Genomic DNA, 25,400 nt, shown 5'->3' with positions numbered 1-25,400 from the left:
AATTGGATTTGTGAAATTACTTAGCTTGGTGAATTTTCAATTTGTCAATTTTTTTTGCAACCTCTTCTGCATCAGCCATTAACTTGTCAGAAAGTTTACGGTCATGATGTGAAGCTTTATGTGCTTTTTCAAGGAAAGATTGGTATTGTTCCTGAAGTTTTTCTAGAGGTGATTTCTTTTTAAATAGTCCAAACATCGCTTTTTATTTAGACAACACGTAAAAGATCAATATGTTCAGACATTAATCAAAATCTTGAAATAAGTCACTTTCTTCGGGAATTTCATTAGGTAAAACTTCATCATCATCAAATTGGATAATATCTTCAAGGTTTCCGGAACGGGTATAATATTTCCAAGGTCCTTCTTTTTTGCCATCCACCATTTTTCCTTCGGAGGCTAACCTTCCGTTATCATGGTAATATTTCCAATTCCCCTCAGGTTTGCCGGATTGGTAGTTGCCTTCCGATTCTTTTGCCCCATTAATATAATAGGTAATCCTAGTGCCATTTCCATCCCTTAAGGTACCCGGATTTAATGTTTTACTGCCATTGTAATTGTTATATTCGCTAATGTTTAGCAACCTGCCAAAATCCCAAGTTTCCTCTTGAGTCAGTTGCTTGTTGTCATAAAATAGACCCCAAATACCATCCTCCTGACCAAGTAAATAACTTCCTACAGACTTCAATTGGCCACCATCGTAATAATAAAACCATTGCCCATGTTCATTGCCCAATTGGTATTTACCTTCGGCAACAAGGATTCCAATTTTATTAAAGTATTTCCACAGTCCTGATTTCAAGTCATTTTTATATTCTCCTATGGAAAATAAGTTGCCTTCAGGATAATAGCTTTTCCAAACCCCGGATCGAAAACCATTTTCATATTGCCCTCTGACAGACGGTTTTCCATTGCTGTGATTTTCAATGTATTTACCTGTAGGTACACCTAAGTCATAAATAACCTGCTTTGACAATGATTTATCTGTGAAGAATTCTTCCCATTTTCCAACTGGAATGTCATTTTCGTATCTTTCTACCCTTGCAGTTCTTTTGTTTTCATAGAAATAGGTCCAGGTACCGGTTTTATGGCCTGATTTGTCATAGAGTTTTACGGACTCCACAATATTGGTATTAGGGAAATAACTCGTCCATTTTCCAACTCTTCTTCCCGAATTGTATTCTCCGGACTCCTGAATTCTACCATTTGGTGAGAATCTCTTGAATTCACCATCCGGTTGATTGTTGGTGTAGTTTGCCTCAACAACCAACTGATCAAATGGATCATATTCTTTATAAGGGCCAACCTTTAACCCTTCTTCGTAATTAATCTCAACTGCTTTTTTTCCATTATCATAGTAAAAAACCCATTCGCCGGTTTTTTTTCCATTGATATAATTGCCCTCAGTTTTAACTTGTTTGGGATTGGCATACCCAGACCTGCTTTGGTTACCATAGTATTCTTTATAAGGGCCTACTAATACGCTGTCTTGATAAACCGCATTTTTAATCAAAGCTCCACCTAAATCGTACTCTAAAAAGGACCCATTCCTTTTGTTGTCTTTATACTCTGCTACAATATGTTTTTGTTTGTTTGAAAAATAAATGGTCCATTCCCCATCTTTAAGACCATTTTTAAAATTACCTTGTTGGATGAGACGGTTGGTTTTGGGGTTGATAAATTTCCATAGTCCATCCATTTTGTTGTTTAGCATGACGCCATTGCCCATAAGGGTGGAGTCTTGGTTATAGAGGTTTACTACTTGGCCTTGTCCATACGAAGAAGACACAAAAAAAATCATCAAAAGCCAGGCAAATGTATATTTCATGAGTTTTTTAATCGATTTAGTAAAGTCATACGAAATGGATACAATCTTGGTTCCAATTTACATTATATAGTTAAAAAATTACATTTCATTCGGTGAAAGTTTAACAATATTTCTATTTATAGCTATTGCTAACTTAATTAAAACCAAAAACTAAAATTTATCTCTCAAGATGAAAGGCATGAAAATCTATAAATTCTGCTTCCAATTTTTGACGAAGCGTACTGAGATTATCAAATGAGATTGGTTTAATTATTTGAAAAGGAAATTCACTTTTAAGGTGATTCATCATCAGTTCTAGAGTTAGACTACTGCTTGGAATAATCTTTTTTTGATCGATTATTTCCTTATAATCCCAAAGGCCGGTGGTGCACAAATCAAAAGATTTATACTTTAACCATTTGAATAGTTTATTGGGCTTTACAATTAAGGGGTGATTTGCACCATAAAAGACAAGGAAATAGGCTCCTCTTCCCCACCAATGTAGGATTCTGATATTTAACCCGGTGTTAAGATCAAAATCCCTCACAATGTCTAACACTTGATAGGGGCAGCTTTGCAATTCATTGCCTTGGCTGATTTTAATGCCTTTATGCTCATCATGGATCTCCTCAATTTTATTAAAAGGAATACGATTTCCTACCAGAGACAATGCATGAATAAATTCTTTTTTTGCCCGACTTATGTTTTCAAATAATTCCTTTTCTTTCGTGATTTGAATTAAGGTGGAGATTGAACCAGTATCGTCATGATTTTTTACCATCTTATCAGAGCTGAAGCCCAAGAAAAGCCACTACCAAAGGCTGCCAGACAGACCAGGTCGCCTGATTTGACTTTCCCTTGCTGCATAACTTCACTTATAGCGATAGGAATTGTAGCTGCAGTGGTATTTCCATAATACATGATATTGTTGAAGACCTGTGCATCGCTTAACCCCATTTTTTCTTGGATGTATTGGCTAATCCTTAGGTTTGCTTGATGAGGGATCAATAAATCAATGTCAGAGCTATGGAAACTATTGGCATTTAAAGCTTCTTCAATCACCTCTTTAAACCTCAATACCGCATGTTTAAAAACTGTGTTTCCATTCATTGATAAATTAAAAGAGCCACTTTCGATTAAGGGGGTAGAAAGTCTAATTTCTCGGCTACTTCCAGGGTCTTTAACATATAGTTCTTCAGCAAAATCGCCATCTGCATGCAGGTGAGTAGTAAGGATCCCTCTGTTTTTATCCTCAGTAGCGCTACAAACTACTGCACCTGCCCCATCTGCAAAAATGACGGCACTGGATCTACCCTCATCATTTTTACTTAATGCTGAAGACTGAATTTCTGCTCCTACTACAAGAATGTTTTTGTACATACCTGTCTTGATAAACTGATCCGCAATGGAGAGGGCATAAATAAATCCTGAGCAGGCATTTCTTACATCCAATGCTCCAATGCCCTGTAAACCAAGTTCTCTTTGAAGCAACACCCCATTTCCAGGGATAAAATAATCCGGTGTAACGGTTGCAAAAATGATAAAATCAATAGCGTTAGTTTCAATTCCGGCATTTTGAATAGCCATAATTGATGCATTTTTTGCCATGCTGGTGACAGTGTCCACACCCGGTGTAAACCACCTTCTTTCCCGAATACCTGTTCTCTCTACGATCCACTCATCATTGGTATTCATCATTTTGGAAAGGTCATCGTTTGTTACGACTCTTTCCGGTAAGCAATGGCCGGCACCTGCGATAATTGATTTCAGCATTTTACTATTGATATTAGTTGGACAACAAATATGTTGAATTTAATTGAAAAATCAATTTTGGTGTTTTTGTCAAATTATGAAAATCATAATCGGTTTTCTTTTTTCAATTTCCAATACCTAAGTAAACCTCCTACTGACATCCAACTAGGGTTGGCTAGTTCATATAGCTTCTGAAGATTTTTGTCGGCACCTTTACTTTCCAATTGCTTGGCGGTGTATTTCATAAATTCAGGTGTGATATCATCAACTTGATCCTTATTGTCAAACCTTTTTTTTATCCAACGGGCCCAGTCATCAAGAATTTCTATCAATTGGTCTAGGTGCTCTTTTGGATTGATGATTTTACCAAAATGAGTTAAGTACAATCCCTTAGGTTGGCGATCTAATATTTTGGCAACGGAGGCCTTCCATGCTTCAATATCAATGTCGGGAGGAGGGCAAGGAGGAACTACAGGCCCATCATTTATTTTAACCCCGCCCACATCACCAGTAAATATCATGTCATCTAATTGCCAGGCAATATGGTGGCTGGCATGGCCCGGGCTGTGAATGGGAATGAAGGTTAGGTCTTCAATCAAAACCTGTTCTTTGTCTTCCACAGGAACCAGCAAACTTTGGTCAATACTTTCCATTGGCCCCCATAAGGTATCCATTTGTTCATTGCCATAGATCTTAGCGGCAGAGTTCCAAAGCCTTTCGGGGTTGGATAAGTGTTCCAAACCCTTTGGGTGGAGGTATACCTTTACGCCGGCTTTAGCAAATTCCCATGCAGCTCCGGCATGGTCAAAATGTATATGGGTCAACAGAACAGCAGCTAAATCTTTAGGTTGATAACCAAGATGCTGCAGGCTAAATTTCAACTGAATCCAAGTACTGTGGGGGCCTGTTTCAATTAATACCGGTTTACCCTCGCCTTGAATTAAGAAACTGGCAATAGTTTCTTCAACCTGCTGAAACTTCAAGTCAATTGTCTGGATTGTATACATTATCCAAAAAGGGTGTAATTACCAAACTGATCCATAGGAAGTGTTTTCCTAATTACAAAAGGGCTGTCGTTTACTACTTGGTTAACCATAGGTGATACGGTGTATTTTGTCATTTGCTCATCCGGATAGGGGGCTAGCATATCCAATAGCTCATCTTCGCTACTGTTTAGGTTCAGCCATTTTTCTTCGTTCTCTTTTTTTAAGATTACCGGCATTCTATCGTGTATTTCGGAGGTCAAGCTGTTGGGTCGGGTTGTTAATATGGTAAATGTGTGAGCAATTTCCCCTTTTTCAGTTTCAAACTCTTCCCATATTCCTGCAAATGAAAACAAAGACTCATTAAGAAAGACAAACCTGTAAGGAACTTTGGTTTTTTTTCCCACCTTTTTCCATTCAAAAAAGCCATCTGCCGGAACCAGGCATCTACTTTTTTTAAAGGCGTTCTTAAAAGAAATCTTTTCCGTGATAGTTTCAGCCCTGGCATTGATCAGTTTATTGGCCACAGGTTTGTTCTTTGCAAAGCTTGGGGTGATGCCCCAATAGAAGTGAGAAAAGCCTTTTGGACTATCTGAAGTGATCACTGGAACCAATTGAGAAGGTGCAATATTGTACCGAGGTTTGAAATCTTCCAGCATCTCTGCTTGAAATCTTTCTTCAAGTTCCATTTTTGATTTTGCGAGCGAATATCTTCCACACATATTATTTTTATCAAAATCCTAATTAAAATTTTTATTTTGGATGAATTCCAAAGCCCTTGTTTCCGACCAGAATCTTTCTTTTACTGTTCTTGGGCTAAATCCAACATGGCCTCCATGTTTTGGGTATTCCAGGTACAAGGATGTCTCATATTTATTGGCATTGGTTGGATAACAAGCCCTACTTAAAAATGGGTCATTTTGCGCGTTCAATACCAAGGTGGGGTGTTTAATATGGGGTAGAAAATGCAGGGAGGAACACTGCTGGTAATAATCCGCGGCATCCTTAAACCCATGCAACGGGGCTGTAAATTCATTGTCAAAACCCCTTAGTGAATGAATACCCGAGAGTTTTTTAACCGATAATTTTTCTGGGAATAATAAAGCTTTTTTTCTTATTTTCTGCTTTAACGAATAAAGAAAGTTATAGGCATATAATTTATTTCCAAATTCGTCTATTCTGTCACAAGAGCCTCCCAAATCCAAAGGTACCGAAATAGCAACTGCTTTTTCTATGTATTTTATACTTTTCCAGGTGTGCTCACCGAGGTATTTAAGGGTAAGATTAGCGCCCAAGCTAAATCCTATTAGGTGGATTGTAGGATAATGTTTGGCAGCATGAGAAATTACCAAGTCTAAGTCATAAGTGGCTCCGGAGTGATAAAATACGGGTTGAGTATTCATGGATTCACTACAACCTCTAAAATTCCAATTGAGGACATCGTAACCTGATTCAAAAAACATTTTTGCCATTCCTGTCATATAAGGTCTTTGGCTGTTTCCCTCCAAACCATGACTCAAAATAACTAAACTATCCTTTCCTTTTTTTAACCAGTCAAGATCTAAGAAATCCCCGTCAGTTGTGTTAATTCTCTCCCTTTTAAATGGTAAATCAACTTTTTTTCTAAAGATGGCAGGGTAAATGGTTTGTAAATGGCCATTAAAAAGAAGCTGATTTCGGAGATATTTTGATGTTTTAACTACTGGCATTCTATGACTTTACTCGATTCACTTTTCTATCTTACGTGAAAATACTATTATTAAATTTGAATAAACATATTTTAAGAACTATTTTTGGATTGCTGAAAATATGAATTCGAATAATTTAACTTATGGCCGAAATAATACGAATGCCCAAAATGAGCGACACCATGGAAGAAGGGGTGATTGCTCAATGGTTGAAAAAGGTAGGTGATAAAGTAAAACCCGGAGATATTCTGGCAGAAGTGGAAACTGATAAAGCGACCATGGAACTGGAATCATACGATGAGGGTACCTTGCTTCACATTGGAGTAAAGGAAAAGGATGCTGTTCCTGTCAATGGTGTTATTGCCATTCTGGGTGAAGAAGGTGAGAATATAGACGATCTTTTGAAAGATGTGGACTCAGGAGGAAGCTCAGAAAGTGCTGCTGCTGAAAGTAAAGAAGAAACAGCTGAAGAAAATTCTGAAGATAAAGCTAAGGAAACTACTGCTGAAATAGATGTTTCAGGAATTGCTGCTACGGTAATCACTATGCCTAAGATGAGTGATACCATGCAGGAAGGTACCATCGCCAGCTGGTTGAAAAAGGAGGGAGACGAAGTCAAGGCAGGTGATGTCTTAGCCGAGGTGGAAACTGATAAGGCGACCATGGAATTAGAGTCTTATGATGATGGAACCCTGCTTTACATCGGTGTGTCTGAAGGGGATTCGGTTGAAGTAAATGGAGTCATTGCCATCATTGGTGAGAAAGATGCTGATTATAAGACCTTACTTAAAGCCCACCAACAAAAATCATCTGGTGCTGAAGAGGCAAAATCAGAACCTGCAAAAGAAGAGAAACCAGCTCCAAAAGCAGAGGAAAATAAGCCATCTAGTGCTGTAGCCGATTCTACTTCTAATTCAACGGATAAAGGTAGAATTAAAGCCTCTCCTCTTGCCAAGAAAATGGCAAGCGAAAAAGGCATAGATATTTCACTCGTTCAAGGAAGCGGTGATAACGGCAGAATAATTAAAAAGGACATAGAGAATTTTGATCCTTCAAAAGTTGCAGCTACCGCTGCATCAAGCAGTGATTCGGCAGATGGCGTTGCCATAGGTCAAGAGTCCTATACTGATGTAAAAGTCTCTCAAATGAGGAAGGTGATTGCCAAGCGATTGGCAGAAAGTAAATTCACTGCACCTCATTTTTACTTGACCATGGAAATCAACATGGACAAAGCGATTGAGGCTAGAAAAAGTATGAATGAAGTTGCTCCAGTGAAAATATCTTTCAATGATATGGTCATCAAAGCAGCCGCTGCCTCTCTTAAACAACATCCAGCAGTTAATTCTGCGTGGATGGAAGACAAAATCAGATACAATGATCATGTTCACATTGGCATGGCTGTAGCTATAGACGATGGATTATTGGTTCCTGTTATTCGATTTACAGATAATAAATCCCTATCTCAAATTTCTAAAGAAGCCAAATCTTTGGCAGGGAAAGCCAAAAACAAAGAATTGCAACCAAAAGATTGGGAAGGCAATACCTTTACGGTTTCTAATTTGGGGATGTTTGGCATAGAAGAATTTACTGCCATCATAAATCCGCCGGATGCTTGTATTTTGGCAATTGGTGGAATCAAACAAACGCCAATTGTAAAAGATGGAGAAATCAAAATAGGTAATGTTATGAAAGTTACCTTGTCTTGTGATCACCGAGTAGTGGATGGGGCTGTAGGGTCAGCTTTCCTTAAAACTTTAAAAAGTTTACTTGAAGATCCTGTTAGGTTGTTAATCTGACATATCCAATCATTAAACAATGTCAAAAAGTCCTAGAAATAGGACTTTTTGTTTTAAGTATGGTTTTTGAGAAATAGTTTAAAAACAAAAATGGAAAAAATTAAATCGACTACCGTAGTTGCCATAAAGCATGAGGGGAAAGTAGCCATAGGTGCGGATGGGCAAGCGACGATGGGGAATACCATTGCCAAAAGCAGTGTCAATAAAATAAGAAAACTGCAGGGAGGTAAAATTGTAACCGGTTTTGCAGGATCAACAGCAGACGCTTTTACACTCTTGGAAAAATTTGAAGAGAAACTGGGGGCCTACAGCAACAATATGAAAAGAGCTGCAGTGGAATTGGCAAAGGAATGGAGAACAGATAGAATGCTAAGCAAGTTGGAAGCCATGATGATTGTGGCTGATGCTGAGGATATATTGATTATTTCCGGTACTGGGGATGTTATTGAGCCGGATATGGGGATCGCAACAATTGGTTCCGGTAGTATGTATGCTCAATCTGCTGCCAGGGCATTAAAGAAATTTGCCACCGGCTTAACGGCAAAGGAAATGGTGGAAGAAAGTTTAACCATAGCAGCTGATATTTGTATCTATACCAACCACAATACAATAATCGAAGAAGTAACCAATTAAAATTAAAAGAGGCTTTCTAGTAAGAAAGCCTCTATTTTATCAAACTTCGAAATCATAAATTTTGACCGAAGCCCATTTGTCTTTATGGTCTTTAATAAATTTGAGGTGAATAGGATCTTCTTGATACAGGTCATGATCCGCAATGCTTTCAAAATTAACCATTAGGGCAATATCGTAACTGTCATCAATTACTTCTCGTTTTTCCGTAGCAGCAGGTTTGCCTATGGCGTAACTTTTTACACTCTCTGCTTGCGCAATTTCTTTGCAACCTTCTAGAACTGCGTTTAAATCTTTTTCAGGCTTATGAAGCCAAAAGAATACTTGGTGTACAATCATAATAAATTTTTATTTGAAACTGGGTTTATAAGACCATAATCCCTAGGTGAGACTAGGGATTGTTGAGATAAGCTTTTAAATAGCTTGAACCAATAATAAATAAAGGTAAAAAGATAAGTTTAAAAAAGATAAAAACGCAAAGATTATGAAATGCCTAAATCCAAAAAGAACTAATTCCCTATAGGTTAGGCTTTATTGCTGGGAGAGGTACGGTGATGTAGAACCAATTGCTATAGCCTTTGCCTTATGCGCCATTCTATAAATGTGCAGAGAGTGGTGTGTAATATAAATCCTGGATACAAAAAGAGACTGTAATCTGTATCCAGGATTTAAGTTTACTTGAAATTCAGGCCTTGGACTTGTCACCCATAAGCAATACATCGTTGATTTGGACTTCTGTTATGTACCTTTTTTGCCCGTCTTTGTCTTCATAAGAACGATTGACCAGTTTGCCTTGAATGCAAATTTCAGAACCTTTGTCGGTATATTTGTTTATTATTTCGGCCGTTTTACCAAAGGCCACCAGGTTATGCCAATAAGTTTCTTCCACTTTCTCTCCTTTGCTATTTTTGTAAAACTCGTTAGTGGCAAGGTTTAATTTTACCATCGGAGTGTCTCCTTTTACTGTTTTGAAATCAGCTTTTGCGCCTAATCTTCCAATCAATTGTACATTGTTTCTAATACTGTTCATGATATTGTTATTTAGTGTGAATAGATAAATTCGTTTCCGATTTTGGAACAGTACAAAGTTGGGGAGTGCGGCTACATTTAGTCCGATGTTATACGTTTGTATCCGTTTGTAAACGTTTGTAAACGTTTACAAACGTTTTTTTAAATTTATTTTATACTTATATTAGGTTAAATAAGTGTTTTATAAAAGATGTCTCCTCGAATTCAAAATTGTATAGATTGCGGAGCCCCGCTAAATGGAAGGGCTGATAAACGGTTTTGTGATGATTATTGTAGGATCCATTACAATAATAAAATGAAATCCGGAGGCAATAATTTTATTCGAAACATTAACAATGCCTTGAAAAAAAACAGAAACATTCTTGCAAGTGTGCTGAAAGATGGAGAAGATACAACTAAAATTTCTAGAGAAAAATTATTAAACAGTGGCTTTATTTTTAAGTATGGAACGCATTCCTATACAACAAAAAAAGGCAGTAAATACATTTACTGCTATGATTATGGCTACCTCAAACTTGAACATGACTGGTTTTTGGTGGTTAGATTAAAAAATGAGCATTTGGACAAGCCAAATTCTATCAAAGGATAAAATTTGGCTTGTCTAGTTTTTTGTCAATTCTGTAAGCTGCATTCAATAGTCCTACATGGCTGTAAGTTTGAGGGAAATTACCCCACTGACTACCGGTATGTTGATCCACATCCTCTGAAAATAATTGCAAGTGGTTGCAATATTTACTGAGTGTCTCAAAGCCTTCCAATGCTTCATCCAAGCGATTAACGCAAGCCAAGGCTTCAATGTACCAGAAAGCACATATTAAGAAGGTGGTTTCCGGAGCGCCAAAATCATCTTGATGTTTGTACCTGTAAAACAAGTAGTTTTTGGCCAAAAGATCTTCTTCCAAAGCTTTTAAGTGATTGTTGGCTTTCTCTATATCGTCACCAAAATATCCCATAGTGATTAATTGCAAAGTGCTTGCATCCATGTGTTTAGATCCTATGGCTTGTGCATAAGCTTTTCTTTCAGGAATATAACAAGCCTCTATCTTCTGGATCGACTTATTTTTCAAATCGATGGCTTTTTCCATCATTTCTGTGTCGTTCATCCGTTCTGCTATTTTGATGGCCGCACATGATCCTGCCCAATGGAAAAGGAAGGTGTAGCAATGCTCTTGCTGTAAATTCCTAAATTCCCACAGTCCGGCATCTTTTTCATCCATAGTTTCTTCAATTTTATCAAGTAGGTTATTGATAAAAGGTTTTGAATGACTTTTTTCGGATTCTACAAACCGTTTGTCAGCGTATAGAGGGAGTAAGGTTACCAATACTTGTCCGTAAAGATCATTTTGAATATGGGTATAAGCGTCGTTGCCAAACCTGACGGGTTTTTCACCTTTGTAACCATCCAGATCCGAGATAACCTCAATAAGTTTGGAGGACCCTGTAATGGCATATAATGGCTGGTACCTGCCTCTATTATCAGTAGGAAGGTTTTGTAGATATTCAAAATACCTTTCCAGTTCCTCAAAATGGCCAAGATGATTAAAAACATTTAAGGTATAATAGGCATCTCTCATCCAACAATACCGATAGTCCCAGTTTCTAGTTGAGCCGGGCGACTCCGGTAAACTGGAAGTAGATGAAGCGATTATTCCCCCGGTATCTTCATACTGGTGAATTTTTAGAATCAGTGAAGAGCGGACAACCAGTCTCTGGTGAAAATTTGGAATACTTGTAGATTTAACCCAATTTCTCCAATACTTAAGTGTAGCGATTAAAAATTTTTCAACCGTACTTTCTATAGGAGCTTCTAAGGGGCTGCCATAAGTAAGCACCAGGTATACTGTTTTTTGAAGGTGAAAAGCCTCCTCTTCCATTATATAAGTAATGGAGCAATTGGTGGTAAGTCTAACTTCTTGATCTCTTCCGGAGTATTGGATGTGATTGCTTTCTGGAATTGCTTTTAGTTTATTTTTACCGTAGTTTGAAACGGGATGGCAATTGATTTTGATCTTAGGTTCACCTTTAATGGGTTTGATTTTCCGAATTACCATGGATGGTTTAAAATACCTTTCATAATTGAAAAACCTTGGGGCAAAATCTGTGACCTTATAAGCCTCACCCTCCGCAGTCTCAATAAATGTGTCGAGGATATTAGAATTTTCACGGTATTCTTGACGAGAAGTAAAGTTATTGTCGGGAGGTAGGATAGTAAATTCCCCGCCTTTTTCCTTGTCAAGCATGCTGCCAAATAAAAAATCACTGTCAAATCTTGGCATACAAAGCCAACTTATATTTGTGTTTTTTTCGATGTGAGCGATGTAACTACAATTGCCTATTAATCCGGTGCCGTAGGTATGCTTTTCCATAAAAGTAGGATGTGTTTAGAGTGATTATATTAGTGGTTTTTTAACAATATGAAACCAAAAACTGCCATCGGTGGCACAAGTTATTAAAAATATTGTGCTTTATTAATGAATTGATAATATTTATCAGATGATTTTCAAAAATTTTCTTGGAACATTCACTAGCATACTTTGATTGATACTAGGAATGCGGATGATAAAGTAATCTTGATTAGACTTTTTAATGCATTCTCCTTGTAAGCCTTGTAAAGGCCCGCCAAGAATTTTTACCATTTCTCCTTTCTCAATATTGTCTGTATCTACTTCTACCGAAACCCCTGTATCAATGATACGCTGAATGGTTTCAATTTCTTCTTGCCTTATATAAGAATGTTCTCCGGAAAAGTTGATAAACTTTACAGCACCCGTAACTTGAAGAGATTCCCATAATCTTTCTTTACTAGTATGAACGAAAACGTATCCGTTAAATAAGGGTTTTTGAATTTTTTTCTTTCGATCACTCCATTGTCTAATTTCTTCAACCATAGGGAGGTATACTTCTGTGCCTTTTTCTTTTAGCCTTTCCGCTACTTTTTTTTCTGCTCTTGGGGCGGTGTACATTACGTACCAGTTAAGCTTTTCAGTCATTTTTTTACTAAGGGTTAAAAACCGAAAGTACCGAAAATATCGGCCATACTTCAAATTTGAATGGATAAAAATAAATAATTATACTGATAAGCAACCATAGAAATTCACTACAAATAATAAAAAACGCATTTTAAATATATGATATAGCTATTTGAAAAATTATTAATATGATATTCAATTTTTAATTACTTTTGTACGTGGCTTCAATTCCATCTTAATTTGGTTTTAACAAATTAAAAAGCCTTTAATTTTTTTAGGTATTTTTGTTGTTACCAAGTATTTTTGAAAAATATTAAAGAACCTATTTTAAATTTTAATTGATTATATTTTGTGGAAAGGTAGTCGGATAGGTTATGGTCTACCAATAACAGTGAAAATGCAAATTCATGAAAATCGTTAATGTAATATTATCAGGAGGAGTTGGCAGTAGGCTGTGGCCTCTTTCCAGGAAAAGTAAGCCTAAACAATATCTTCCCATTTTTGAAGGGCAATCACTTTTTGAGAAAACTGTTATTAGAAATTCAAAAGTATGTAACCAAGTAATGGTGGTGGGGGGAGTGGACAATTACCAACTCTCAAGAGATATATTAAATAAAAATGAAAACGCCGATTATTTGGAATTGGTTGAAGCTGCGCCACGAAATACCGCTGCTGCCATAGCATTTGCAGCGTCGTCATTACCAGAAGATGCGATCATGTTGGTTACTCCTTCAGATCATTTAATTGGAGATCAGGAAGTTTATGATGCATCAATAGATCAGGCCATTGACATGGCCAAAAAGGGTTTTTTGGTTACTTTTGGACTTATTCCCAATAAACCCGAAACCGGATTTGGATACATTGAGCATGAGGGGAATGATGTAATTAGCTTTAGAGAAAAACCTGGACTAGCGCAAGCTGAATCGTATTTGGAACAAGGTAACTTTCTTTGGAATAGTGGCATGTTCTGTTTTGAAGCAGGTACTTACCTGAACGAACTGAAAAAACATGAGCCAGAAGTTTATGAAACTTCCTTAGTTGCTTTAGAAAATGCTAAAGATGGCTTTTTACCACTAGATTTAAGCATGAACATTCCATCGATCAGCGTGGATTATGCAGTGATGGAGAAATCGAATAAAATTAAAGTTGTACCTTCAAGCTTTTCATGGTCAGATATGGGGTCCTTTGAAGCCTTGTTTGATTATTATCCAGAAGGAAGCAAAGAAAAGGTAGGTGGCAATTTAGTATTGGGCTCTGGCAAGCATGTTGAATTTGTGGGCTTGGAAGATGTTGTGTTGGTGGAGACTAAGGATGCTATTCTTGTATTGAACCGGAGTAATGCTCAAGATGTTAAAAAAGTATATGAAAGATTAGAAAAGGAAAATCCGAGATTACTAAGTTAAGGAAATGGTAAATAATAACACTAAAATTTATATTGCAGGACACCGTGGAATGGTGGGTTCTGCGATCCATAGGTCACTTGAAAGTAAGGGATATACAAATATAATTGGCTTTAGTAGTAAATATCTGGATTTGACCAATCAGCAAGCGGTTAAGGATTTTTTTGAAAAAGAAAAGCCTCAAATAGTAATTGATGCTGCAGCGAGAGTAGGAGGAATATTGGCCAATAATAATTATCCTTATACTTTTCTTATGGAGAATATGTTGATTCAAAATAATTTGATCAATTATTCCCATCAGTATGGTGTGGAAAAATTTATCTTCTTGGGAAGTTCTTGTATTTATCCCAAGTTGGCACCGCAACCTTTAAAAGAAGATAGCCTACTAACCTCCTCATTGGAGCCGACTAACGAATGGTATGCACTAGCAAAAATTACGGGAGTAAAAGCCTGTGATGCAATTCGTAAACAATATGGCAAAGACTTTATTAGTTTAATGCCTACTAATCTCTATGGGCCTTACGATAATTTTGATTTGGAGACTTCACATGTGTTGCCCGCCATGATCAGAAAATTTCATGAAGCCAAAGAAAATGGCCACAAACCTGTTACTCTTTGGGGATCAGGTTCTCCAATGAGAGAGTTTTTGCATGTAAATGATATGGCAGATGCAGTCGTATTTGCAGTCGAAAACAGCTTTAAAGATAACCTTTACAATGTAGGTACTGGGAAAGATTTAACCATAAAATCTCTAGCAGAACTGATCCAAAAAATTACAGGACATACCGGAAAAATTGAGTGGGATAGTGAGAAACCGGACGGTACTCCACGTAAATTAATGGATGTAAGTAAAATGTCTGATGCCGGTTGGCAGGCAAAAATTGGCCTTGAAGAAGGTGTTAAGGAAACCTACCAATGGTTTTTGAATAATATCGGCCAATATAAACAAGTGAAACTTTAACTATAGAATTTATTTATTTAACAGCTCATTAATTTAGATGTCTATGAAAACGGCGTTAATTACAGGTATAACAGGTCAGGATGGTGCTTATCTTGCAGAACTTTTATTGTCAAAAGGATATATTGTTCACGGAATAAAAAGAAGATCCTCTTTGTTTAATACGGATAGGATTGATCACTTGTATCAAGACCCACACGAGGATGACAAGCGTTTATTCCTTCATTATGGTGACTTGACAGATTCAATGAATTTGACGAGGATCATCCAAGAAACCAAACCGGATGAGATTTACAATCTGGCAGCCATGAGTCATGTGAAAGTGAGCTTTGATACGCCGGAATATACAGCAAATGCTGATGGCATAGGCACCTTAAGGATTTTGGAAGCTGTTCGCCTTTTGGGAATGGAGAAAACCACCAAAATCTATCAGGCATCTACTTCCGAGCTTTATGGTTTGGTTCAGGCAGTTCCTCAATCAGAGACTACTCCATTCTATCCCAGGTCTCCTTACGCCGTTGCAAAACTATATGGTTATTGGATAACTGTAAATTACAGAGAAGCATACGGTATGTATGCTTGTAATGGTATCCTATTCAACCACGAATCTCCTTTAAGAGGTGAAACTTTTGTGACCAGGAAAATCACCAGAGCTGTTGCAAAAATTGCATTGGGTTTTCAAGATAAGCTTTTTATGGGAAACTTAGATGCCAAAAGAGATTGGGGACATGCTAAGGATTATGTTGATGCCATGTGGAGAATTCTTCAGCAGGATGAACCTGAAGATTATGTAATTGCTACTGGCGTGACTACCAAAGTAAGAGACTTTATTAGAATGGCTTTTGAATTAGTCGGGTTTACCTTAAAGTTTGAAGGTGAAGGCTTGGATGAAAAAGGGATTTTAGAATCCATTGACAAAGAAAAAGCCTTTGAGGTTTTGGGGACTTCAACTTTCAACGTGAAAAAGGGGGATGTTTTGGTTAATGTGGATCCGGCATATTTTAGACCTACAGAGGTTGACTTATTAATTGGTGACCCTAATAAGGCAATGACCAAACTGGACTGGAAACCAAAATATGATCTAAAACTCTTGGTAGAAGACATGGTACTTTCTGATGTCAGTTTGTTTAAGAGAGATGTGCACCTAATGAAAGGTGGGCATAAAGTATTGAATCAAGCAGAGTAGTCAGTTCTTTAAATTTACTTTATATAATAAGGAGCAAAACATTTATTTGTTTTGCTCCTTTATGTTTTTACCGTTGTTAAACTTTGTGTTAAAGCCAATTACTCCAGTGTTGTAATTCACTTTTCGCCTATCCTTAAGATGCAGGGGTAAAGAGCCTTTTGTCTTTCACAAACCTTAAAAATGAGATTCCGTATTTACCTATGTTCTCTTTCTTTTGTATAAGGTTCAATTAAATGTTGATTAGCTTGACTATGGATTTAAAAAATCCATTTTATGTTAATTCCATAGGTATTGCTTACTTTTGTGGGGTAATTTGAATAGGGCCAATTTTTGGTACGATTGGACCATTTCAATGATGGAATACTCTATTACTAAATGTAACTGAGGTGGCGAAGCTGTAGGTTTTTGTAAGCACAATTCTCCATCAGTTTTCATTTTTCCTTTAATTTAAAGAATCTATAAAATGATCAGTAAATTCATCCATAAATTAAGATTTTCACCGATAATATTTCTTCTTTTTATTGGGTCAATTGGTTATAGCCAATCTATTCAAGACATTCAAAATCTTAAAGTTGATGAGCTGTCGGATGCTCAGATTGAGCAGTTGATAAAACGGGCAGAATCTTCCGGTATGAATGAAATACAACTGGAAGCCATGGCCAGAGAGAAAGGTATGCCGGCATCTGAGATTGCCAAATTGCGACAGCGAATTGATTCCTTGAAGAAAGGAAACAATGAATCAGTAGCCGGTAAAGGTAGCGGTAGAAATAGTCAGAGAGAGGTAGTGGGTGCAACCATGCAGCCAAATGTTTTTGATAGCTTGAGAAAAGCTGATCCCTATTATGATTTAAGTCCTCAACAAAAAAAGATTTTTGGCTATACTTTGTTTCACAACCAAGAATTGAATTTCAATCCTAATTTAAATATCCCTACACCGGAAAGTTATATACTGGGGACAGGCGATCAAATCTTAGTAGATGTGTATGGTGCATCTCAGGCAACTTTTGACATGACGGTTTCCCCTGAAGGTAAAATTTTAATCCCAAATGTTGGGCCTGTTAATATAGGAGGTGCCAGTGTGGAAAGCGCTAGATTAAGGGTTAAAAATGCATTGGCACAAATTTACTCAGGATTGAAAGGATCAAACCCAAATACATTTTTACAACTGCGGGTTGGAAATATTAGGAGTATTCAGGTCACTATGGCCGGAGAACTAAACAAACCGGGAACTTATACTTTGCCATCCTTTGCAAATGTTTTCAATGCCCTTTATTTGGCAGGTGGGCCAAATGAAATTGGATCGTTTAGAAATATTCAGGTTTATAGAGACAGCAAATCTGTGGGACAGGTTGATGTTTATGATTTTTTGGTTAATGGGAATTCAAAAGGGAATATTGTCTTACAAGACAATGATGTAGTGATTGTTCCTCCCATCCAAATAAGAGTGGAACTGGAGGGGCCTGTACGCCGACCAGGGCTATTTGAAGTCAAAGGGGATGAAAATATCCATGATTTATTGGCTTTTGCTGGAGGTTTCAAAAGCGAGGCATACAAAGAGCTTATAACAGTTAAAAGAACCACCAATCAAAATTTGAGAGTAGATAATATTTTCAATAAGGAATTTGATTCCTTTTCTATCAAGGATGGAGATTTATTTGTGGTAGGTAGTATACTTGAAAGATACGATAACAGGGTCCAGGTTTCAGGAGCTGTTTTCAGACCTGGTGAATTTGCTATTACTGAAGGTATGACCGTAAAGTCTCTAGTAGAGATCGCAGGAGGACTTAGAGGAGATGCTTTTTCTGAAAGAGCCACCTTATACCGAACCAACCCGGATTTTACCATGGAAGTGTTAACCTTAGATTTGGGTGAAATTCTTACCGGAGATGCAGTAGATGTACCTCTTGTGCGAGAAGATATATTAAACATTCCAAGTAAGTATGACCTGAAAGAAGAATATTATGTTCAAATTTCAGGAGAAGTAAATAGAACAGGGGTTTTCCAATATGCAAAAAACATGACCGTTGCCGATTTGATTACCAAAGCCAGTGGTTTTAAAGAGTCTGCATCTAGCGCCAATATTGAAATAGCCAGAAGAGTGAAGGGGGAAGTTGGGGGTGAAATAGCAAAAATATTAACGGTATCCATTGATGAAAACTTAAAAATCAGTGAATCGGAGAGAGAAATTATTTTAGAGCCATTTGATCATGTATTTGTTAGAAAAAGTCCGGGCTTTCAAGAAGAAAAAATTGTGTATGTTGAAGGCGAAGTTTTTTACCCCGGAGGCTTTACCCTTGAAAAAAGAGATGAAAGAATTTCCGATGTGCTGAAGAGGGCCGGGGGGCTGAATAATTATGCCTACCCTAAAGGAGCTACCTTAATAAGGAGAACGGAGTTTTTTAAAACCGAGACCGAGGAAAATATAAAGCTTGAGCAATTGGAGTCCTTACATAGGAACATCATCCGTGAAGATGAAATTGAAAATGCTGAAGCTGAAGGGAAACTTTTAGAAAGGATAGATAATAGAATGGAACTTTTGGTGCAAGAAGAGAGAAAAACCAATGAGAAGTTAAAACAGTCCGATAGTATTTCCGAAGATAAATATCAATTCTTGGGTGAGGGAGACAGCACGGTAATGGAAGTAGCCACGAGAGATAAAGAGCTTATAGGTATTGATCTTATGAAAATTCTTGCTCAACCCGGTTCCAAGTATGACTTGATATTGCAAGAGGGGGATGTGATCAGTATTCCAAAAGAGCTACAAACAGTCAGAATGAGAGGAGAAGTGCTCTACCCAACAACGGCTAGATATGACATGTCACGCGGTTTTAGAAATTATATATCAAGGGCCGGAGGCTTTACCGAACAGGCTAGAAAATCTAGAGCTTACGTAGTCTATGCCAATGGAGATGTCCATCGAACTAATAAGTTTCTGTTTTTTAACTTTTTTCCAAAAATTGAGCCCGGAGCTGAAATTATAGTTCCTCAAAAGCCAAAGCGTGAACCAATGTCTGTCCAAGCTTGGATAGGAATTGCATCAAGTCTTGCAACTTTAGGGATTTTGATAGATAGGATATCCAACTAAAAGAAATAAACCTCTGTTTATCATCTATAAAAGTTTTTCAAAAGGCTAAATTGAAAATAAATATAAGGTGTAAAATGATCTGTGGAACCTATTTCTATTGTTTAAAGCACTTTTAGTCTAATGGCAAAAATATCCATTGTTATACCGGTTTATAATAGGGAAAAACTAATAATAGAGACCTTAAACAGTATTAACAACCAAACTTATCAGGATTGGGAATGTTTATTGGTTGATGACCATTCTACAGACAAAAGTTTAGAAGTTATGAATAACATAGCTTTAACTGAACCAAGAATCAAAGTTTACTCCAGACCTAAAACATTAAAAAAAGGGGCTCCATCCTGTAGGAATTATGGAGTTAATTTAGCAATTGGTGAATTTATACAGTTTTTTGATTCTGATGATTTGATGCTACCTTCAATGCTGAAAATAAAGGTGGACTTTTTGACTTCCAGGAAAAATTTAGATTTTATAGTTTCGAAAATGGCTGATTTTACTACTCCTGATAACTGGGAAACCCCTACTTATAAAACAGAATCACTTACTCCAGCTATTGATAGTTTAAACTATAACATCCGATTTTTAACACCCGGCCCACTATTCTTGGCTTCCTTTTTAAAGAATCAAAAGCAATTATTTGATCCTTTACTTAAAAGAAATCAGGAATGGGAATTCTTTTCTCGAATACTAATGGAAGGAGCCAGATACGATTCCTTGAATGAAGTTACTTGTCTTAGGAGAATCCATCCCAATAGTATAAAATCAAATTTTGAAAATAGTAAAGAGGACGAGCGTGAGGGATATAAATTAATTGCAGTTCATAGGATGAATTTAAATTCTGATAAAAAATTTAAATTACTTTTTATTAAAGTTTTTTGGAGATTTTATATTAGGTCGTTTTTCATTTTTTTAAGAAAAGGGCAAGTATCAAACCTCTTGCTATGGTTGAAAGCTGTAAAAAATTTAGTCTTGTAAAATAACCCTTTATCTATTATAATAAGCTGTTAATTCCGAATATGAAAAAGTACATTTCCCACATGGATCAATTTATTAAGAAATCTCTTCGTGAAGAAGAAATTCTTATTAAAGACTTGATCAATGAAATCATAGCTTTTAAAAAGTGGATAATTATCGTAGCCATAACGGTGTTCACCTTAGGCTTGGTCTATATTTTTACGTCTTCTGATGAATATACTACTACATCCAAATTGTTAATGGAACAGTCAAATGGTATCAACTCCAAAGCTTTGGGAGGCTTGGCATCCATTTCCGGTCTGGGTAATTTAGGAATAGGAAATCAAAACACTGAAGCCTTACCGCCAGAACTGATCCCTGATCTTGTTTTAGAAAGTGACTTTTTAAAACGCCTTATGTACGAGAAAGTATATTATGAGGAAGCTGGAGACAGTATTACCCTATTGCAATTTGTCAATGAATATGAAAAACACAATTTTTATTATCACTTGGTGAGGTTGCCCAGCAAACTGAAGTCTGTGTTTTCATCCAGTTCTGTTGAAACAGATGTTGATTTAAATGCAGAAAAGAACCATGAAGAGGAAGCTATTTTAGCATTTGATCCCAAAGAGAGGAAAACAATTGCGCAGCTTAGGACTCGAATAGACGTGGAAAAAGAAGAACGCTTATTAGTAATTCAAACCAAAATGCCGGAACCTTTGGCAAGCGCCCAGTTCAACGAGATTTTAAGTAGGTTTCTCAAAGCATATTTAACCAAAATAATACTAGATAAGGACGTCCAGAATTTTGAATTTATTAAAGAACGTTCCAACGAAGCTAAAAACAGGGTGGAGCAAACTCAAATGAAATTGGCCAACTTTAGAGATAGTAATAGGGGGATAAACTCTCAGTTATTAAAAACCGAAGAGGATAGGCTTTTGGCTGATTTCAATCTTGAGTTTAGCCTCTATAATTCTCTGGCGCAACAAATGGAGCAAGCTCGCATCAAAGTGCAAAATGCTACTCCTCTAATGACGGTATTCCAGAAACCTCAACTGCCTACCTCTCCAAGTGAACCGAAAATTGTATTATTAAGTATTGTATTCCTGATATTAGGTGGAATTATTGGTCTATTATTCTTTTTTGGGCTTCTAGTTTTAAGAATGCTAACCATACATTTTACGAATGTTTAGTGTAATAATCCCTATTTACAATAAATTTCCACACTTAGACCGTTCCATTAATTCGGTCTTAAATCAGAAATTTAAAGAATGGGAACTATTGTTAGTGGACGACGGGTCTACCGATGGAAGCTTAGAGAAGGCGAAAACTTACAGCGATAATAGAATTCAAGTATTCCAAAGAAATGAACCAGGCCCGGGAGGTTATGCAGCAAGAAACTTGGGGATTGCTAAAGCCAAATACGATTGGGCTGTCTTTCTGGATGCTGATGATGAATGGTTAGACAATCATTTAGAAACTTTTTTTGAGTTAATTAAATTTCAGCCAAAAGCTAAAATTATATCCAGCTCATGGACGGATAATTTTGAAGAAAATAAGGAAGGAAGATTTTTCCCTAACAGTTATCACATAAAGCACAAAGCCAGAGGCGTTCACGAAATTGAAATCAAGGCTTATTTAAAGAATAGTATCATGGGTGCACCACCATTCTGGACCGGAGCTGTAGGTTTTCAGAAGAAATTGCTTAAGGATATAGGAGGTTTTCCAGAAGGCAGGTGTAAAAGAGGAGGAGATGTAGATACTTGGTTAAGGGCAATTTTTTATGGTGAATTAGCCATTTGGTCCCCAGAATTAACTGTGGTATACCACAGGGATTCGGTAAATATGGTAACCAAAGTAGAAGGGTTTGAAATGGGCTGTGAAGCAACTACAGTGAAACATTTGGCTTCTTCAATCACAGATAAGCAAATAATCAGGCTTTTATTCCAGTTTTTAAATGCTAGAATTGTGAGTAGGTGGCTACAAACATTAAGGGTAGGGAGAAACCCGGGTTCATTATGGGGTAAAGTAAAGTGGAAATACCTCACCCGAAAAGGTCTAGTGATCACATTAAGCTCTATTTTACCTTCCACAATTAGCAAGCGAATATACCGGTGGGCGAGTAAAGCCAAATACGATTAATACTAGACATTTGAAATTATCACTTCCGAATAGCATTCAGTTAAAAAAAATCCTACAGTGGGATTTTTTCTCTGTTTTAATAATGGTATTGCTCTTTTTGAGAGTTCTCGTAGACAGAGCGGGATTTGGTGCTGTCATTGGCCTAGCTTTGCTTGGATGTTTTTTTTTATTGTTAATTTTTAAGTTAAAGTTACCCAAATACCTGTTACTTTATTCATCCTTATTTTTCATTCTAATTGGATATGCCTTTATCAATGCCTCGGTAATACATGGTGAACCACTGTATACCATTAGGGGGGTAATTCGCTATTTTTCCTATTTCGCCATGTTTATTTTGGCTTATTACAGCAAGGTCTCTTTCAAGCAAATTTTCTTGTTATATACAATTATTGTTTTAATTGAAAGTGCTTTGGCATTTGTCCAATTTTTATTTATGGGTATGCCAAGGCCGAGTGGGACCTTTATTAATTCAAATCATTTTAGCTATTTTCTTGTACCCTATTTCTCTATTTTATTGATCGTCTATAAAAGGTATATTTCAGCTTTTTTTATCTTCCTCTTGTCGGCGTTTCTTGGAGGGATGGGTGGAGTAATTAGTTTGCTTTTGGTTCTATTTCTTTTTTTATCTCATTATGCCAGAAGGTGGCAAAAAGTGGTGGCCATTCTAGTTTTTCCCGTTTTTATAGCAGGAGCAGGGTTTTTAATGCAAAATAGAGTAAAAGAATTAACAGATGTAACAGCTATCTCGGAAAGGCTTGCAGAAAATAAAGCTGGTGGTGGGAGTTCCTTAGTATGGAGGATCGTTACATGGAAGCTTATGTACGATGAACTTGTTGAAAAGGATGGTTTGTACACCGGTATGGGCTTAGAGTACGCCTCTCTAATCAGCCCTTACTTTTTGGAAAGTAGTATAAGGGAGCCTCACAATGATTATTTGCGCATACTTTTGGAATTTGGCTTGCTCGGTTTTATTCTGTTTTTATATGGGATGTATTATGGTCTCTTTAGAATAAGAAAAAATGCAATTGAACAAAGTTCCTCCTATTACTATGCCATATATGCTGCTTTAGCTGCAATTTATTTAGGAATGATTGTTGGTAATATTGTAGTGTTGAGCACACTTTGGTGGCTGTTCTTAACTATCATAGCTATCATGCATAAAGAAGAAAAGCATAAAGAATCAAAAGCGTTCGTTTAAAATGACAGGAAAACTTGCTATTGTAACACCGGCAAAAAATGAGGCCAAAAATATCCCGAAATTAGTGGGTAGTATGGCTGGACAAACAAAAAGGCCCAATTTATGGATTTTTATAAATGATGGGAGTACAGACAATACTGTTCAAGTATTTGAAGAAGAAATAAAAAAGCATGGCACAGCTTTCGAAAATACCAGCATTCAGTTGATTAATTATGAAGATGAGGATCAATCTTATGCCCTGGGACCAAAATATAGCCGAATTATTAAATTTGGGTTGAATAAGATTTTAACACATGAGAAAGTATCGAAATATGAGTTTGTAGGAATTTTGGATAGTGACGTTTTCCCTGAAAAGGCATACTATGAGATATTATTAAATAAATTTGAGAAAAATCCCAAACTAGGAATTGCTTCGGCAGCAAAGCAACAGGAAGATTATGGGAATGAAATCATCACTAGCTATGTCAACAAAAGCTTCGCTCCAAGTGGTTTTAGAGTTTGGCGAAGGGCATGTCTGGATCAAACAGATTATTCTATATCTGTTTCGCAGGACTCTGTGTCTGCTGCCAGGGCCATTATGTTAGGTTGGAAGGTTCAGTCTTTTCCCGAACTAGAGGTTAGCCTAAGGCAACGTGGTGCAAAATTTGGTTTTGAGTATTATGGCAAGTCTGCCTATATGCGGCATGTCCCGTTTTTGTATGTGCTAGCCGGAGCTTCCAGGATGTATCTTTTAGGAAAAAAGGAAGATGCAAGACAATATATCAATGGTTATAAGAAATCAGCTAAGCAGAAGATTGATAGGATTGAAGACCCTCTTGCTATTAAATACTTTAAAAATAGATTTTTTTATAAACTACTAGGTAAATAATGAAACCTAAAGTTATACTTTTGATTTATGGTTCAGGAGGGCACAGAGCCCAAATGGACAAATTATTAGCAAAAATTAATAAGGAGTATGAGGAGGGAAAAGCAAGCTTCATTGGGATTACTGAAAGTGATGCCTCTATTATTCACCCTGATATTATTGAGACCTATGAACAACCCCCGTTTAGAAACAAGTATTTTTCTTTTATGAATTTGTTTAGTGCTCCTAGAAAGTACTTAAATTTTATTTCCTGTTTTGCTAAAATCAATAAGAATTACAAAGTTCTTTCTGTTATTTCAACGGGTCCGGGGTTGGCCATTCCTTTTTCTATTTTATTTAAATTAAAACGTACAAAAATAGTTTTTATTGAAACTTGGTCACGTTTTGAAACCCAGTCATATGCGGGAAAAGTGATGTACAGAATTGCCGATAAATTCTATATACAGAACAAGTCCTTAAAAAAATTTTACCCTAAAGCCATTTATTCAGGATTATTATGAAAGTTTTGGTTACCGTAGGAACAACCAGGTTTGACTCCTTAATTAAGTATTTGGATGAAACATTTGCGGGGCTATCACATGCATTCACTTTTCAAATAGCTGATGGAAAATACATACCCGTCAACTTTCCCTATTTTAGATTTAGCCCTGATATTAATACCTATTATAAAGCCTCTAATTTGGTGATTTGTCATGCAGGAGCAGGAACTATTTATAAGTTGCTGGAAATGAAAAAGAAAATAATAATAGTTCCAAATACGGAAAGAATTGATAATCATCAGTTAGATATAGCGAGTTATATGGCAGCTAATGGGTATGCTATTTCTGTAAAGGATTTCTCGGAATTACCTCAAGGAATGCAGAGCGCAACACGGTCTGAAATGAAGATTTTTGAAAAACATGATTTTGATAAAACCCGAGAAATAATGTCTTTTTGTACAGGGGATCTTGAAAACAAGTAA

At 36.7% G+C, this 25,400-nt stretch carries 25 protein-coding genes; 14 read left to right on the top strand and 11 right to left on the bottom strand.

Translation table 11 applies throughout. The features are described from left to right. Window positions 1-16: 16 nt before the first annotated feature. The 7 genes from ACYVHJ_RS06040 to ACYVHJ_RS06010 all read right to left on the bottom strand — a co-directional run bounded on the left by ACYVHJ_RS06040 (window position 17) and on the right by ACYVHJ_RS06010 (window position 6,248). On the bottom strand, window positions 17-196 hold the full coding sequence (locus ACYVHJ_RS06040) for a Lacal_2735 family protein (protein ID WP_460513198.1): 180 nt from the start codon (window positions 194-196) through the stop codon (window positions 17-19). Window positions 197-241: 45 nt separating this feature from the next. Continuing rightward, the gene (locus ACYVHJ_RS06035; RefSeq protein WP_460513196.1) at window positions 242-1,825 is read right to left on the bottom strand and encodes a toxin-antitoxin system YwqK family antitoxin; all 1,584 of its coding nucleotides are present in this window, start codon (window positions 1,823-1,825) and stop codon (window positions 242-244) included. 157 nt (window positions 1,826-1,982) lie between these two features. Beyond that, on the bottom strand, window positions 1,983-2,585 hold the full coding sequence (locus ACYVHJ_RS06030) for a hypothetical protein (protein WP_460513194.1): 603 nt from the start codon (window positions 2,583-2,585) through the stop codon (window positions 1,983-1,985). Beyond that, window positions 2,579-3,577 carry a 3-oxoacyl-ACP synthase III family protein gene (locus ACYVHJ_RS06025; protein ID WP_339903590.1) on the bottom strand — a complete coding sequence of 333 codons (999 nt, stop codon included), beginning with the start codon at window positions 3,575-3,577 and terminating at the stop codon, window positions 2,579-2,581. The genes ACYVHJ_RS06030 and ACYVHJ_RS06025 overlap by 7 nt, the downstream gene beginning before the upstream one ends. A gap of 83 nt (window positions 3,578-3,660) precedes the next feature. After that, window positions 3,661-4,563: an MBL fold metallo-hydrolase gene (locus ACYVHJ_RS06020; protein WP_460513192.1), complete on the bottom strand. Its 903-nt coding sequence runs from the start codon at window positions 4,561-4,563 to the stop codon at window positions 3,661-3,663. Then, a complete protein-coding gene (locus ACYVHJ_RS06015) occupies window positions 4,563-5,261 on the bottom strand; it encodes an SOS response-associated peptidase (protein ID WP_460513190.1) in 699 nt (232 codons plus the stop codon). Before ACYVHJ_RS06015 ends, ACYVHJ_RS06020 begins: the two co-directional genes overlap by 1 nt. A gap of 18 nt (window positions 5,262-5,279) precedes the next feature. Continuing rightward, window positions 5,280-6,248 (bottom strand): YheT family hydrolase, encoded by a 969-nt coding sequence (locus ACYVHJ_RS06010; protein WP_460513188.1) that lies wholly within the window; start codon window positions 6,246-6,248, stop codon window positions 5,280-5,282. 122 nt (window positions 6,249-6,370) lie between these two features. On the opposite strand from ACYVHJ_RS06010, the gene ACYVHJ_RS06005 reads away from it, so the two are divergent. After that, window positions 6,371-8,023, top strand: coding sequence for a dihydrolipoamide acetyltransferase family protein (locus tag ACYVHJ_RS06005; protein ID WP_460513186.1), 1,653 nt, complete (start codon window positions 6,371-6,373; stop codon window positions 8,021-8,023). Between the two features lie 90 nt (window positions 8,024-8,113). Further along, a complete protein-coding gene (gene hslV, locus ACYVHJ_RS06000) occupies window positions 8,114-8,656 on the top strand; it encodes an ATP-dependent protease subunit HslV (protein WP_460513184.1) in 543 nt (180 codons plus the stop codon). Window positions 8,657-8,695: 39 nt separating this feature from the next. Here hslV and ACYVHJ_RS05995 read toward each other — a convergent pair whose 3' ends face one another. Both ACYVHJ_RS05995 and ACYVHJ_RS05990 read right to left on the bottom strand, forming a co-directional pair. Then, window positions 8,696-8,992 carry a Dabb family protein gene (locus ACYVHJ_RS05995; RefSeq protein WP_339906185.1) on the bottom strand — a complete coding sequence of 99 codons (297 nt, stop codon included), beginning with the start codon at window positions 8,990-8,992 and terminating at the stop codon, window positions 8,696-8,698. 346 nt (window positions 8,993-9,338) lie between these two features. Continuing rightward, a complete protein-coding gene (locus ACYVHJ_RS05990; protein ID WP_339906183.1) occupies window positions 9,339-9,683 on the bottom strand; it encodes a single-stranded DNA-binding protein in 345 nt (114 codons plus the stop codon). A gap of 189 nt (window positions 9,684-9,872) precedes the next feature. On the opposite strand from ACYVHJ_RS05990, the gene ACYVHJ_RS05985 reads away from it, so the two are divergent. Continuing rightward, window positions 9,873-10,271, top strand: coding sequence for a hypothetical protein (locus ACYVHJ_RS05985; RefSeq protein WP_339901980.1), 399 nt, complete (start codon window positions 9,873-9,875; stop codon window positions 10,269-10,271). Here ACYVHJ_RS05985 and ACYVHJ_RS05980 read toward each other — a convergent pair. Both ACYVHJ_RS05980 and ACYVHJ_RS05975 read right to left on the bottom strand, forming a co-directional pair. Next, the gene (locus ACYVHJ_RS05980) at window positions 10,261-12,048 is read right to left on the bottom strand and encodes a glycoside hydrolase family 15 protein (protein ID WP_339901979.1); all 1,788 of its coding nucleotides are present in this window, start codon (window positions 12,046-12,048) and stop codon (window positions 10,261-10,263) included. The genes ACYVHJ_RS05985 and ACYVHJ_RS05980 overlap by 11 nt on opposite strands. A 123-nt stretch (window positions 12,049-12,171) precedes the next feature. Then, window positions 12,172-12,672, bottom strand: a complete 501-nt coding sequence (locus ACYVHJ_RS05975; protein WP_339901978.1) for a UpxY family transcription antiterminator — start codon at window positions 12,670-12,672, stop codon at window positions 12,172-12,174. A gap of 386 nt (window positions 12,673-13,058) precedes the next feature. On the opposite strand from ACYVHJ_RS05975, the gene ACYVHJ_RS05970 reads away from it, so the two are divergent. The 11 genes from ACYVHJ_RS05970 to pssE all read left to right on the top strand — a co-directional run bounded on the left by ACYVHJ_RS05970 (window position 13,059) and on the right by pssE (window position 25,400). Continuing rightward, the gene (locus ACYVHJ_RS05970; RefSeq protein ID WP_460513180.1) at window positions 13,059-14,054 is read left to right on the top strand and encodes a mannose-1-phosphate guanylyltransferase; all 996 of its coding nucleotides are present in this window, start codon (window positions 13,059-13,061) and stop codon (window positions 14,052-14,054) included. Window positions 14,055-14,058: 4 nt separating this feature from the next. Beyond that, window positions 14,059-15,012, top strand: a complete 954-nt coding sequence (locus ACYVHJ_RS05965; RefSeq protein WP_339901976.1) for a GDP-L-fucose synthase family protein — start codon at window positions 14,059-14,061, stop codon at window positions 15,010-15,012. A gap of 43 nt (window positions 15,013-15,055) precedes the next feature. Next, complete coding sequence (gmd, locus tag ACYVHJ_RS05960) at window positions 15,056-16,195, top strand: GDP-mannose 4,6-dehydratase (RefSeq protein ID WP_339901975.1); 1,140 nt, start codon at window positions 15,056-15,058, stop codon at window positions 16,193-16,195. 463 nt (window positions 16,196-16,658) lie between these two features. Continuing rightward, window positions 16,659-19,280 (top strand): SLBB domain-containing protein, encoded by a 2,622-nt coding sequence (locus ACYVHJ_RS05955; protein ID WP_460513177.1) that lies wholly within the window; start codon window positions 16,659-16,661, stop codon window positions 19,278-19,280. A 120-nt stretch (window positions 19,281-19,400) separates the two neighbouring features. Continuing rightward, on the top strand, window positions 19,401-20,255 hold the full coding sequence (locus tag ACYVHJ_RS05950) for a glycosyltransferase family 2 protein (protein WP_460513175.1): 855 nt from the start codon (window positions 19,401-19,403) through the stop codon (window positions 20,253-20,255). Window positions 20,256-20,296: 41 nt separating this feature from the next. Further along, window positions 20,297-21,427, top strand: a complete 1,131-nt coding sequence (locus ACYVHJ_RS05945) for a Wzz/FepE/Etk N-terminal domain-containing protein (protein WP_460513173.1) — start codon at window positions 20,297-20,299, stop codon at window positions 21,425-21,427. Beyond that, a complete protein-coding gene (locus ACYVHJ_RS05940; RefSeq protein WP_460513171.1) occupies window positions 21,420-22,376 on the top strand; it encodes a glycosyltransferase family 2 protein in 957 nt (318 codons plus the stop codon). The genes ACYVHJ_RS05945 and ACYVHJ_RS05940 overlap by 8 nt, the downstream gene beginning before the upstream one ends. Before the next feature lie 10 nt (window positions 22,377-22,386). Then, the gene (locus tag ACYVHJ_RS05935) at window positions 22,387-23,574 is read left to right on the top strand and encodes an O-antigen ligase family protein (protein WP_460513169.1); all 1,188 of its coding nucleotides are present in this window, start codon (window positions 22,387-22,389) and stop codon (window positions 23,572-23,574) included. A 1-nt stretch (window position 23,575) separates the two neighbouring features. Next, window positions 23,576-24,442 (top strand): glycosyltransferase family 2 protein, encoded by an 867-nt coding sequence (locus tag ACYVHJ_RS05930; protein WP_460513165.1) that lies wholly within the window; start codon window positions 23,576-23,578, stop codon window positions 24,440-24,442. Further along, complete coding sequence (gene pssD / locus ACYVHJ_RS05925; protein ID WP_460513163.1) at window positions 24,442-24,939, top strand: PssD/Cps14F family polysaccharide biosynthesis glycosyltransferase; 498 nt, start codon at window positions 24,442-24,444, stop codon at window positions 24,937-24,939. The genes ACYVHJ_RS05930 and pssD overlap by 1 nt, the downstream gene beginning before the upstream one ends. Continuing rightward, window positions 24,936-25,400, top strand: a complete 465-nt coding sequence (gene pssE, locus ACYVHJ_RS05920) for a PssE/Cps14G family polysaccharide biosynthesis glycosyltransferase (protein WP_460513161.1) — start codon at window positions 24,936-24,938, stop codon at window positions 25,398-25,400. The genes pssD and pssE overlap by 4 nt, the downstream gene beginning before the upstream one ends.

It is taken from the genome of Cyclobacterium sediminis (assembly GCF_054781075.1).
The sequence above is the reverse complement of the archived record's forward strand: the minus strand, read 5'-3'. Positions and strand labels throughout refer to the sequence as shown.

Excerpts from the sequence above, each read along its gene's own strand:
- ACYVHJ_RS06040 (WP_460513198.1), bottom strand. The coding sequence starts at position 196 with ATGTTTGGACTATTTAAAAAGAAATCACCTCTAGAAAAACTTCAGGAA.
- ACYVHJ_RS06035 (WP_460513196.1), bottom strand. The coding sequence starts at position 1,825 with ATGAAATATACATTTGCCTGGCTTTTGATGATTTTTTTTGTGTCTTCT.
- ACYVHJ_RS06030 (WP_460513194.1), bottom strand. The coding sequence starts at position 2,585 with ATGGTAAAAAATCATGACGATACTGGTTCAATCTCCACCTTAATTCAA.
- ACYVHJ_RS06025 (WP_339903590.1), bottom strand. The coding sequence starts at position 3,577 with ATGCTGAAATCAATTATCGCAGGTGCCGGCCATTGCTTACCGGAAAGA.
- ACYVHJ_RS06020 (WP_460513192.1), bottom strand. The coding sequence starts at position 4,563 with ATGTATACAATCCAGACAATTGACTTGAAGTTTCAGCAGGTTGAAGAA.
- ACYVHJ_RS06015 (WP_460513190.1), bottom strand. The coding sequence starts at position 5,261 with ATGTGTGGAAGATATTCGCTCGCAAAATCAAAAATGGAACTTGAAGAA.
- ACYVHJ_RS06010 (WP_460513188.1), bottom strand. The coding sequence starts at position 6,248 with ATGCCAGTAGTTAAAACATCAAAATATCTCCGAAATCAGCTTCTTTTT.
- ACYVHJ_RS06005 (WP_460513186.1), top strand. The coding sequence starts at position 6,371 with ATGGCCGAAATAATACGAATGCCCAAAATGAGCGACACCATGGAAGAA.
- hslV (WP_460513184.1), top strand. The coding sequence starts at position 8,114 with ATGGAAAAAATTAAATCGACTACCGTAGTTGCCATAAAGCATGAGGGG.
- ACYVHJ_RS05995 (WP_339906185.1), bottom strand. The coding sequence starts at position 8,992 with ATGATTGTACACCAAGTATTCTTTTGGCTTCATAAGCCTGAAAAAGAT.
- ACYVHJ_RS05990 (WP_339906183.1), bottom strand. The coding sequence starts at position 9,683 with ATGAACAGTATTAGAAACAATGTACAATTGATTGGAAGATTAGGCGCA.
- ACYVHJ_RS05985 (WP_339901980.1), top strand. The coding sequence starts at position 9,873 with ATGTCTCCTCGAATTCAAAATTGTATAGATTGCGGAGCCCCGCTAAAT.
- ACYVHJ_RS05980 (WP_339901979.1), bottom strand. The coding sequence starts at position 12,048 with ATGGAAAAGCATACCTACGGCACCGGATTAATAGGCAATTGTAGTTAC.
- ACYVHJ_RS05975 (WP_339901978.1), bottom strand. The coding sequence starts at position 12,672 with ATGACTGAAAAGCTTAACTGGTACGTAATGTACACCGCCCCAAGAGCA.
- ACYVHJ_RS05970 (WP_460513180.1), top strand. The coding sequence starts at position 13,059 with ATGAAAATCGTTAATGTAATATTATCAGGAGGAGTTGGCAGTAGGCTG.
- ACYVHJ_RS05965 (WP_339901976.1), top strand. The coding sequence starts at position 14,059 with ATGGTAAATAATAACACTAAAATTTATATTGCAGGACACCGTGGAATG.
- gmd (WP_339901975.1), top strand. The coding sequence starts at position 15,056 with ATGAAAACGGCGTTAATTACAGGTATAACAGGTCAGGATGGTGCTTAT.
- ACYVHJ_RS05955 (WP_460513177.1), top strand. The coding sequence starts at position 16,659 with ATGATCAGTAAATTCATCCATAAATTAAGATTTTCACCGATAATATTT.
- ACYVHJ_RS05950 (WP_460513175.1), top strand. The coding sequence starts at position 19,401 with ATGGCAAAAATATCCATTGTTATACCGGTTTATAATAGGGAAAAACTA.
- ACYVHJ_RS05945 (WP_460513173.1), top strand. The coding sequence starts at position 20,297 with ATGAAAAAGTACATTTCCCACATGGATCAATTTATTAAGAAATCTCTT.
- ACYVHJ_RS05940 (WP_460513171.1), top strand. The coding sequence starts at position 21,420 with ATGTTTAGTGTAATAATCCCTATTTACAATAAATTTCCACACTTAGAC.
- ACYVHJ_RS05930 (WP_460513165.1), top strand. The coding sequence starts at position 23,576 with ATGACAGGAAAACTTGCTATTGTAACACCGGCAAAAAATGAGGCCAAA.
- pssD (WP_460513163.1), top strand. The coding sequence starts at position 24,442 with ATGAAACCTAAAGTTATACTTTTGATTTATGGTTCAGGAGGGCACAGA.
- pssE (WP_460513161.1), top strand. The coding sequence starts at position 24,936 with ATGAAAGTTTTGGTTACCGTAGGAACAACCAGGTTTGACTCCTTAATT.